Source organism: Streptomyces sp. AC558_RSS880, from assembly GCF_019049255.1.
In the GTDB taxonomy this organism is placed as follows: Bacteria; Actinomycetota; Actinomycetes; order Streptomycetales; family Streptomycetaceae; genus Streptomyces.
Genome location: NZ_JAGMUJ010000093.1, coordinates 1 through 9,205, shown reverse-complemented (window position 1 = coordinate 9,205; position 9,205 = coordinate 1). Strand labels below are relative to the sequence as shown.

General features: G+C 70.2%; 14 protein-coding genes. All 14 read left to right on the top strand.

Annotation, left to right across the window (positions count from 1 at the left end; translation table 11 throughout):
• Positions 1-557: 557 nt before the first annotated feature.
• Positions 558-1,112, top strand: coding sequence for a hypothetical protein (locus KUM38_RS27615; RefSeq protein WP_254397838.1), 555 nt, complete (start codon positions 558-560; stop codon positions 1,110-1,112).
• Positions 1,113-1,182: 70 nt separating this feature from the next.
• Positions 1,183-1,740: a hypothetical protein gene (locus tag KUM38_RS43025; protein WP_217133034.1), complete on the top strand. Its 558-nt coding sequence runs from the start codon at positions 1,183-1,185 to the stop codon at positions 1,738-1,740.
• A gap of 153 nt (positions 1,741-1,893) precedes the next feature.
• A complete protein-coding gene (locus KUM38_RS27605; protein WP_217133031.1) occupies positions 1,894-3,072 on the top strand; it encodes a DUF932 domain-containing protein in 1,179 nt (392 codons plus the stop codon).
• A gap of 272 nt (positions 3,073-3,344) precedes the next feature.
• Positions 3,345-3,644 (top strand): hypothetical protein, encoded by a 300-nt coding sequence (locus tag KUM38_RS27600; RefSeq protein WP_217133029.1) that lies wholly within the window; start codon positions 3,345-3,347, stop codon positions 3,642-3,644.
• Positions 3,645-3,700: 56 nt separating this feature from the next.
• Positions 3,701-4,189, top strand: coding sequence for a hypothetical protein (locus KUM38_RS27595; RefSeq protein WP_217133026.1), 489 nt, complete (start codon positions 3,701-3,703; stop codon positions 4,187-4,189).
• A complete protein-coding gene (locus KUM38_RS27590; protein WP_189598573.1) occupies positions 4,182-4,388 on the top strand; it encodes a hypothetical protein in 207 nt (68 codons plus the stop codon). Before KUM38_RS27595 ends, KUM38_RS27590 begins: the two co-directional genes overlap by 8 nt.
• Before the next feature lie 98 nt (positions 4,389-4,486).
• A complete protein-coding gene (locus KUM38_RS27585; RefSeq protein WP_217133024.1) occupies positions 4,487-4,900 on the top strand; it encodes an SsgA family sporulation/cell division regulator in 414 nt (137 codons plus the stop codon).
• Positions 4,901-5,050: 150 nt separating this feature from the next.
• Complete coding sequence (locus KUM38_RS27580; RefSeq protein WP_217133022.1) at positions 5,051-6,118, top strand: hypothetical protein; 1,068 nt, start codon at positions 5,051-5,053, stop codon at positions 6,116-6,118.
• A 77-nt stretch (positions 6,119-6,195) separates the two neighbouring features.
• Positions 6,196-6,567: a hypothetical protein gene (locus KUM38_RS27575; RefSeq protein ID WP_217133020.1), complete on the top strand. Its 372-nt coding sequence runs from the start codon at positions 6,196-6,198 to the stop codon at positions 6,565-6,567.
• Between the two features lie 18 nt (positions 6,568-6,585).
• Positions 6,586-6,795 carry a hypothetical protein gene (locus tag KUM38_RS27570; protein ID WP_217133017.1) on the top strand — a complete coding sequence of 70 codons (210 nt, stop codon included), beginning with the start codon at positions 6,586-6,588 and terminating at the stop codon, positions 6,793-6,795.
• 30 nt (positions 6,796-6,825) lie between these two features.
• A complete protein-coding gene (locus tag KUM38_RS27565; protein ID WP_217133016.1) occupies positions 6,826-7,437 on the top strand; it encodes a hypothetical protein in 612 nt (203 codons plus the stop codon).
• A 132-nt stretch (positions 7,438-7,569) separates the two neighbouring features.
• Positions 7,570-7,914 carry a hypothetical protein gene (locus KUM38_RS27560; RefSeq protein ID WP_217133015.1) on the top strand — a complete coding sequence of 115 codons (345 nt, stop codon included), beginning with the start codon at positions 7,570-7,572 and terminating at the stop codon, positions 7,912-7,914.
• A 62-nt stretch (positions 7,915-7,976) separates the two neighbouring features.
• The gene (locus KUM38_RS27555; protein WP_217133013.1) at positions 7,977-8,192 is read left to right on the top strand and encodes a hypothetical protein; all 216 of its coding nucleotides are present in this window, start codon (positions 7,977-7,979) and stop codon (positions 8,190-8,192) included.
• Positions 8,193-8,405: 213 nt separating this feature from the next.
• Positions 8,406-9,205: ISL3 family transposase (locus tag KUM38_RS27550; protein ID WP_308409061.1), on the top strand; the 800-nt coding region annotated here is incomplete at its 3' end.

Genomic DNA, 9,205 nt, shown 5'->3' with positions numbered 1-9,205 from the left:
GCGTGAGCGCTGGCGGGACGCTGCGCGTCCCGCTCAACCTGCGTGCTGCGCACACAGGTTAACGCTCCGTTCGCTGCGCTCCCGGAGCGGTGCGGGGCTGTGCTCCCGCACCGGGTCTGTCCACGCTGCGCGCGGCCAGACAACGGGCCTCCGGCCCGAGCAGTAACAAGGGGAGCCGAGGGCGTGATTGATACAGCATGTAGCTTTGGCGAAACTGCACCTCCCCTCCCTCCGAGTGCTTCAAAGCGGGTATCCGATCGAGTCTGGAATGGTCCCGTGGCTCCGTAACGGCCTGTGAGCCGTCGTCCCGGTTGACTCATGGGGCGGACCCTAATGTGCGCCCAGCTTCCAATCGGTCGCCGCCGTGCGCTATTCGGGTGCGTCAGCACCCGAGCGCGGAGGCTCCGCCGACGCGCAATCAAAACTGTGGGTCCTGATTCCCGATGCCGCCGCACCGCCCGCACCCGCCCCCTCCTTTCTCATTGGGGCAGGGAGAGTGGCAGCAGAGGGGATGTCAGCAGCCCGACCAGGCGTAAATGGTCCGCTGACCTGCGGGAATGGAGAAGCCGGCCAGGAGGGGGCGCAACATCCAGCGCAACGTCCAGCGCAACGTCCAGCGCAACGTCATGGCGCAACATCCAGCGCAACACGCTTCCCCATCACTCCCTAAGGCGCTATTATGGGAAGCGAAGGGGGGAGGCGACCCCCCGGAACGCACGCCGATCAACGAAGGGGAGAAAATGGAGATCAGCATTTCTGGTGGAATTGTTCGCCGGGTGCGTGGCGGTCAGGATGCGCCTATGACGGGTCTGGCAATTCAGGCCCGAACCATCGCGGGTTTCCTGCCGCTCATGTGCGCGCGGATGGGTGCAAAGGTCGTGCATAACGTGGACGCGAACTACACCGGAATTCGGTTCGACACCAAGGTCGGTCCGGTCGTGCTGGAAATGCCGGTGGGTGACCAGCCGTACCGTCTGGTCCACGAGTTCATCGAGCCGGACGAGAAGGGGCGCACCGAGGTGGAGATGCGCCGCTTCCCGCAGATCTACAAGCCGAACGGGATCGCGCTCATGACGGCCGAGTTTCTGCGGACGCGTGGGTTCCTGAAGTAGTCCGCCCAGGGGGCGTCCTGGTCGGGACGCCCCCTTTCCGTCCGGCAGCAGTGAGAGAGGAAGGGAAGTCATGGAGAGCACGCGGATTGCGGAGCAGGTCGAGGAGGCCGGAGCGCCGCTCACGGTGGCCGAGCAGGAGCAGGCCGCTTATGCGCTGCGGGAGCTGGCGCGTGGTATGGGTGGCCCGGAGTCGCAGCGGGTGCCGCAGGAGCAGTTGGAGATGGTGCGGCCGTTCTTCGAGCTGGGGTGGGCGATGGGTGTGCGTACCGGGCACACGGGTGCTGCTCTGGCCGATGTGCCGGTCGACCGCACCACGGTCGCGCGGGCGTTCGTCCTGCTGATGGCCGAGCGGATGGCCGACCCGGTCGTTATCGCCGTTGCCCGGTGTCTGGACCCGCAGCACGCCGGGCCGGTGCTGTGGCAGAAGGTCGACTATCACGGCAGTCTGACCAGCCGTCACGGTAGCTACTGGGTAAGCGCGATCCACGCGCACGCCGACCCGTTCGGAGGGACGCCCGAGCTGCGCTACGACCTGTGCGAGATACGCGGCATCGTGCCCGTACCGGTGGTCAAGAACGCACGACGAGTGAGCATCACCCCCCTGCCCGAATACTGCACGATGGAGTAAAAGGCCAGGTCAGAGGGGGGATTCACACACCCCATAGAATCCCTATTATGGAATTAGTCCGGGGGGCGGTGGCCCCGCCCCCCGGCTCCGCAGAGATCAACGCAGCGTCCGGGGGCGGTGGCCCCGCCCCCGGACCGCCACGAAGGGGAGAACATGACTCAGCAGTTCGCCGAGCGCGCCATGAACGTGGCCCCCACCGGTGCCCGCAACGCCGAGCTTTCGGACCTGGTCCGGATCCTGGAGGACCAGAACCGCCGGAAGCTGGACGTGATCGCTCCCGCGTCCGCGCTGCGGTTCCGTGAGGGCAACGTGCACGTCGAGGGTGTGGAGTCGCTGATCACCGAGGACGGGGTGACGGAGGTGGACGGGATCTACCGGCCCACCGCCGTGGCCGACGAGGGCGTCGCGGACAAGCTGCGCATCCCGCTGGCCTACCTGCGCCGCATGCGCGCCGAGAACGTGCCGTTGCTGGACGAGAACGTCAACTCCTGGCTCCGCGACGCCCCGGAGCGGCGTTTCATGCTGCGCGCGTTCCGAGGCGAGAACGGCCCCGGCATGCCGCCGGCCGAGGGTGTGGCGCGTGCGCTGCTGTCCGACAGTTACAAGCTGATGGACAACCTTGACATGCTGGTGGCCGCGCTGGACGGGGTGAAGCAGTCCGGCCACCCGACCCGGGTGACCGGGTGCGACCTGACCGACCGGCGCATGTACGTGCGGGTGGAGTCCGAGGCGGTCGCCGTTCAGGCCCGTGCGCTGCTGCGCGGGTACCGGTCGCCGTTCGACGGGCGCAGCGGTGACGAGCTGCCGATGATCTCGGCCGGTTTCGTCATCACGAACAGCGAGGTCGGTTCCGGGGCGTACACGATCACCCCGCGCGCGGTGATCCAGGTGTGCCGCAACGGTCTGACCGAGGCCAAGGACGTCATGCGGGCCGTGCATCTGGGAGGCAGGCAGGACGAGGGCGTGATCTCGTGGTCCGGCGAGACGCAGCGCAAGACGCTGGAGCTGATCACGTCCAAGACCGCCGACGCCGTGCGTACGTTCCTGTCGCGTGAGTATGTCGAGGCCAAGGTGCGCGCGGTGGAGGACGCCGCTGGTAAGGCGCTGGCCGAGCCGACGAAGGCGATCGAGCACGTCACCAAGTCGCTCAGCATCGGCACCGAGGCCAAGGACATGATCCTTTCCCACTTCATCCGGGGCGGTCAGATGACGGCCGGGGGCGTGATGAACGCCGTCACCTCCACCGCGCAGACCCTCACCGACGCCGATCAGGCCGCCGCCCTCGAAGCGCTCGCACTGCCAGCCCTCACGGCCGCCGCCGCGCACGGCTAACCCCACCACCCCCGCGCGGGCCGGGGTCCCCCCTCCCCTCCCCCGGCCCGCGCGGGCCCCACCCCTCAAGCGCGCAGCGCCCCACCCGAGAAAGGGAGCGCGCAGCGCACCCGCCCCGTGCGCGGCTGCGCAGCAGCCCGCGTGCCCACCCGGTCCCCGCAGCGCAGCGCAGGGGACCCCACCCCGGCGCGCGCAGCGCGCCGCCCCCTGGCTCCGGGCGCAGCCCGGAGCACCCCGCTGCGCGGGGGAAGTCAGAGAGGAAGCCGCCGTTTATGGCCAGGAGTTACTTCGAGCAGTCGAGGCAGCAGTCGCATTCGCTCTACACCGTGGCGCGCGCCGCCCTTGAGTTCCTGGGAGACCAGTGGACCGTGCTGCCCGGCCCGTGGGGGACGACCGGGCACCTGCGCAGCCCCGACCGTGTCCCCTTCACCGTCGGTGTGTGCGAGGCCGGTCACCTGTACCTGCGCAACGACTTCGCAGGAGACAGCACCCACCTGCCCTACGAGCCCGACGGCGCCGACCCCGCGTTCATCGGCCGGGCGATCGCCGAAGTCATCGGTGACCTGTACTGACCGACCGCCAAGGAGCCCCGCAGCACGCCAGGCACCGATTCGTGAGGAGCCGCACCATGCCCGCACGCCCGGAACTCATACGCCCCGATGACGCCGCCATCGCGGCCGCCATGAGCCGCACCCTGACCGCGCTCGCCCTGGTCATCCTGGCGCTCGGAGACGGAGAGCACGCGCTGAACCTGGTGGCCGAGCGAACCGACGACACGTTCGTCCGGGGGCAGGCCGACCTCTCCACCGGAACCGATCCGGTGCGCCTGACCGTGCTGGACGAGACCGACTACGCCGCGCTGCGCACGCTGATGGTGTTCGCGCTGGAGGGCAGCACGGTGCGCAGCGCCGTCCTGGTTGCCACCACGGCCGCCGAGCCCCACCCCCGCGCGTGTGCCTGGACCGTACGCGGCGGGTGGTTGCACCCCATGGACACCGCCGAACTCCAGCAGGCCCTCACCCCCTGCCCCGGCGGCCCCGCCGTACGACGGGAGGCCTACCGCGCCCCGGCCCTGCCCCAGATCACCGACACCGAGGAGGAGACCCGCCATGGCTGAGAAGCCCGCCGTCACCGCGCACGGCTACTGCACCAACACCGCCCCGGTCCCCGGCACCATCCGCACCGTCAACGCCAAGAACACCGGCCCGAAGTTCTTCCACCTCCACGGCCGCCGCTACGGCGAATGCCCCTGCGGCAAGGAAGTGACCCTGACCGACCGGAACAACCTGCGCCGTCACAAGCCCCCGCAGGAGTAACCCCTTCCCCGCAGCCGCCGCCCGCGCCCCTCCCCCCAGGGGTGGGCGGCGGCCCACCCGGCCAGCCCGAAAGCACACACTGAGCGAAAGGCCCTGCCGTGGACGCCACAGTCACCTGTGAACTGCACCTGCGCCTCATTCTGTCGAGTGAGTCCTCCCTGCCCGTCCGGGCGAGTCTGCGGTACGACACGGCCGACCCCTACGCCGTGCATGCCGCCTTCCACACCGGAACCGAGGAAGCCGTGGAATGGGTGTTCGCCCGCGAACTCCTCACCGCCGGCCTCCACCGCCCCGTCGGGATCGGTGACGTCCAGCTCTGGCCGTGCCGCAGTCGTGGCCTGGACGTCGTGTGCATCGCCCTGACCTCCCCCGAGGGTGAGGCGCTGCTCCACGCCCCGGCGCGGGTCCTGGAGGGCTTCCTGGAGCGCACGGCCGCCGCCGTGCCGCCCGGCACGGAGCACGGTCACCTGTGTCTCGACGAGGAGCTCTCGCGCCTCCTGGCGGAGAGCTAGGGCAAGACGACCGCCCGTGCCGTCGCCGCAGGGTGACGGCACGGGTCGCCGGACAGCACGCCAGCGCTCCCGTCCTCTCCACCGGCCCCCGGCTCCGCCGGGGGCCGTCTTCCGAAAGCCACCGCCGCGAACGCCCAGGAGGCACCGTCCATGAACCGTGACAGCCTGACTATCGAGACCCCGGCCGGTCCCGTGCACGCCACCGCCGGCCCCCGCCAGGATGACGCCGTCGTGTTCGAGCTGGGCGGCGCGATGCGCGGCCAGGTGCACGTCACCGGTACCCACCGCCCTCAGCACTGGGACCGGTTCACCGCCGTGCGCGCCTGCCTCGGCCCCGTCAACGCCTATCAGGACACCGCCCCCGACGACGCGCTGCCCCGCCTCGCCCGCGGCAGCAGCGGCTACCGGGGAAGCCTCAAGCTGTACGCCGACGTTGTGGGCCGCCCCGAAGTGTCGGTCTACCCGATGGAGACCGCCGCCGGTCACGAGCCGTCCCCGAAGACGGCCGCGACGCTCACCGCCGTCTTGCAGGCTTGCGCCGAGCACGTCATGCAGCGCGAGGACCTGCCCGCCATCCTCACCGCCTCCCGGCAGCGTGACACCCCCGCCCTGCTGCGGTTCCTGGACTGGTCGGTCACCCACCACCAGGCCGAAGCCGCGCGCCTTGAGGCGGAAGCCCGGGCCGCCCGCCCCGCCCGGCGCGCAGCCGTGGCCGCCTGGTGGACCGTTGCGCGCTGGTTCACCGCCTCCCCGCACCTGGTGCTGCTGGTGATGCTGGCCGACTACCCCGGCTCACTGTCCCGCACCGTCGCAGTCGAGCAGTGGCGGGGCCCCTACTGCCGCACCGCAGCCGCCCGCGAGTACGAGTACGCCCGCCGCGCCCAGGCCGAAGCCGCCTCCCTGCGCGTCCAGGCACGGACCCGCTCACGCGGTCACCGACCGGCCCCGGGCAGCGCCGCGCCGCAGGTGGAGCGTCCGTATTTCGTGGTCGGTCAGTGGAAGGGCGACGGCAGGGTGGACGTCTGGCACGTCGAGGAAGCCCCGGCCGACCCGGACGCCCGGGCCGACGCCCACGAGCAGCACGCCAGCGACGCCGAGACCGCTTTCGGCAGCGTCAACGTTGTCTACGCCACCAGCCCCCAGGCCGCAGCCGACCAGGCCCGCCGCGAAGCGCGCCAGACCAGCGAGCGCATCCACCACGACCTCACCCGCCCCTAACCCCTCTCCCCCCGGGGCGCCTGCCAGCAGGCCCCCCCCCGGGGCGCCCCCGCACGCATCGAAGGAAAGGTCTGATCATGCGCTGGTTAATGAGTCTGGGTGAGCGCACCCGACCCGACGTTCCCCGGTTCGCCGAGTGCCCGGCCCTCGGCCAGGCCCGCGCGCTGGCCCTGGTCGACGACTTCGGTCAGCTCTTGTTCGTCCTGCGCGAGTGGCGGCAGGTCTACAGCGAGGAACTGACCGTCTGGGCAGCGCAGGTGCAGGCCGACGACATCAGCACCCTCCCCGCGGACCTGATCGCCGCATGGGAGCAGGAGGGAGACGTCATCCGCCTGGACACCGAACCGGGCGGCTACGTACGGGTGTCCGACTACCGCGACATGCCAGTACGCCCGAGCGTCAACGCACGCGCCGGCACCGGCCCCCAACTGTGGACCACCACGCCCTGACCAGAGAGGTGATGCCGCATGACCGGCCAGCCACGCCCGTGGCGCCCCGAGGACTTCGACGACCACTGCGAGACGTGCGGCGCCCCGCCGGGCCAGCTGTGCAAACCGTGGTGCGACACCGGATACACCGCCGACGACTACCGCCGCGACGCCGTCCGGCGCCAGGAGGCCGCCGACCGCCCCACCCGCGCCCAGGCTGCGGCTGCTCGCAGGCCCGACCGCCCCTAAACACCCGGTAATGCAGGAGGAGAGCACGTCATGGCCGAGGAGTTGAAGACCCAGCAACAGTTCGACGCGTTCGCCAATGCGGTCGCCGCCGCGCTGGGGACCCACTGCCGCACCGCGCCGCTGCCCGAGTACGCCCGGGGTCTGGCCCGGCTGATCGTTGACGACGAGGACCGCGCCCTGCGGCTGTGCCAGCCCGACGCCCACCGCCCGCAGCGGCTGCAGGTGTTCGCCGGCCTCCCGAACGAGGAGCAGGTGGCGGCACCGTCGATCCAGGTGAGCACGATCAGCGCGGCTCATGTCGCCCGCGACATCAAACGGCGACTGTATCCGCTGCACGCCCAGGCCATGGAGCAGGCCGCCCGACTCACCGCCTATCAGCAGGCCGAGGCACGCGCCCGCCGCGCCGTCGCCGCAGCCGTGGCCGCCGCGCTCCCCGGCGCCCGCATCGAGGAAGAACACCGGCGCACCCGGATCACCTGGCAGCACACCCCCAGGCCCGCCGGAGAACACGGCCCCGCCCAGACCGACAATCTATCCGCGACCGTCGGCCCTTCCGGGGAATGGGTCCAGGTCGACGCCTGCGGCCGCCCCGACTCGATGATCCCCATGCTCACCGCCCTCACCCAGGTGCCATGGGAGTAAAACAGCAGGTCAGGGGAGGGTTCACAGCCACTAAAGAAAACCTATTATAGAAAGTGAAGTTCCGGGCACCTCACTGTCGCCCCGCCCACGGGGCGATGCCCCGCTCTCTCGTTTCCAGCCTCAGGAGTTGCCATGCTGCGATCGCTGCGCCGCGCCCTGCGCCCGTCTCGTCTGCGCCTTCCCGCTCGCCGCTTCACCGCCGGCATCGCCGCGCTGCCGCCCACCGCCCGCGAGGCGTTCGGCACCAGCGTGAGCGCCGAGGAGGCCATCGCCTACAACCGCGGCCGGGTCGCCACCGCGACTGCCGTCGCCCTCTACCGCAGCGGATACCGGCTGCCGATGCCCGACGACCACCTGGACGACGCCGTGCACGCGCTGGACTTCCCGTACTCGGAGCCCAGCCCGGAGACCCGCGCCGCCATCCGCGCCGCTCTGGGCGTCCTGGACGCCGACTACACGATCACCGTCACCCGCTGACGCGTCCCACCCGGCCCGTGGGCCGCCGACCGCCCCGGCGGCCCACGGGGAAAGGAGGACCGGTGTATCTGGTCACCCCCGACCCCGCCCACGGTCTGGTCGTCGCGCCCCGCTCCGGCGATGACCTCACCCCCGAGACCGAACAGGCCCTTACCGCCCAAGGCTTCACCTGGAACAACGAGGTCGAGGCCTACACCCGCCCGACCGGCCACGACCCCGAGGACGTGGAGCGCACCGCCGACGCGCTGCGCGAGCTGGGCCACTACGTCATTTCGTAAAGGACGTCCGCATGGTCATCAACTGGAATGCCGACAAACCCCACAGGTGTGGCTTTGTTCACGACGTTGAGCAGCGATTGTTCACGAGATTGGGCTCTGGCTCAACTTCTGTGAGACGGCCACTCTCCGTGACTACTGGCCCTCTTCGAGGTGTGGGTGAAGTCGCCTGAAAATGATCCCTGGGCAACGCAGTTGGGCTGAATGTTCAGGGCCGTGGAAGAGGTCCTGCTCCGGCTCAAGGAGTTGCTGTTCCCGTCGATCGCAGCCGTCGCGGTGCTGTCGGTAGACGTGAACATCGCGATAGTGCGCGTTGACGCACTATGCACCGCCGACGGCGCCGTGTGTCCGGTCTGTGGCACCTGGTCGAACCGGGTTCACGGTTCCTATCTGCGGTTTCCTGCTGATCTTCCCAGCGGAGGCCGACGGGTTGTCCTTCGATTGAAGGTCCGACGGTTCACCTGTGGAAAATCGGACTGCGCACGCCGTACCTTTGTCGAGCAGATACCGGGCCTGACGCGTCGGCACAGTCAGCGGACCGAACGGTTGCGCTCGACCCTGGCGTCGGTCGGCTTGGCGCTCGCGGGCCGGGCCGGGGCCCGCCTCGCCGACGTTCTCGGCGTTTCCGTCAGTCGCAGCACAGTGCTTCGTCTGGTGGACGCGCTTCCCGAGCCCGAGGTGGCCGCACCACGGGTTGTCGGCGTTGACGAGTACGCGACCCGGAAAGGCCGCCACTACGGCACCGTCCTCATCGACATCGAGACCCGCCGCCCCATCGACCTGCTGCCCGACCGGGAGGCGTCCAGCCTGGCGGCCTGGCTCGCCGCGCGGCCGGGCGTTGAGGTGATCTGCCGTGACCGGGCGCCGTTCTTCGCCGAAGGTGCCACCGTCGGAGCTCCACAGGCGGTCCAGGTCGCGGACCGCTGGCAGTGCGCCATGAGGCGCCTTGTCGTATCCCCGATTCAGTCGGGAAGAATTTGGAGGGAGGTTCTTGGGTCTGATGGCTTACCTGATCC

Coding starts and splice junctions, on each gene's coding strand:
- KUM38_RS27615 (WP_254397838.1), top strand. CDS start 558: ATGGAGAAGCCGGCCAGGAGGGGGCGCAACATCCAGCGCAACGTCCAG.
- KUM38_RS43025 (WP_217133034.1), top strand. CDS start 1,183: ATGGAGAGCACGCGGATTGCGGAGCAGGTCGAGGAGGCCGGAGCGCCG.
- KUM38_RS27605 (WP_217133031.1), top strand. CDS start 1,894: ATGACTCAGCAGTTCGCCGAGCGCGCCATGAACGTGGCCCCCACCGGT.
- KUM38_RS27600 (WP_217133029.1), top strand. CDS start 3,345: ATGGCCAGGAGTTACTTCGAGCAGTCGAGGCAGCAGTCGCATTCGCTC.
- KUM38_RS27595 (WP_217133026.1), top strand. CDS start 3,701: ATGCCCGCACGCCCGGAACTCATACGCCCCGATGACGCCGCCATCGCG.
- KUM38_RS27590 (WP_189598573.1), top strand. CDS start 4,182: ATGGCTGAGAAGCCCGCCGTCACCGCGCACGGCTACTGCACCAACACC.
- KUM38_RS27580 (WP_217133022.1), top strand. CDS start 5,051: ATGAACCGTGACAGCCTGACTATCGAGACCCCGGCCGGTCCCGTGCAC.
- KUM38_RS27575 (WP_217133020.1), top strand. CDS start 6,196: ATGCGCTGGTTAATGAGTCTGGGTGAGCGCACCCGACCCGACGTTCCC.
- KUM38_RS27570 (WP_217133017.1), top strand. CDS start 6,586: ATGACCGGCCAGCCACGCCCGTGGCGCCCCGAGGACTTCGACGACCAC.
- KUM38_RS27565 (WP_217133016.1), top strand. CDS start 6,826: ATGGCCGAGGAGTTGAAGACCCAGCAACAGTTCGACGCGTTCGCCAAT.
- KUM38_RS27560 (WP_217133015.1), top strand. CDS start 7,570: ATGCTGCGATCGCTGCGCCGCGCCCTGCGCCCGTCTCGTCTGCGCCTT.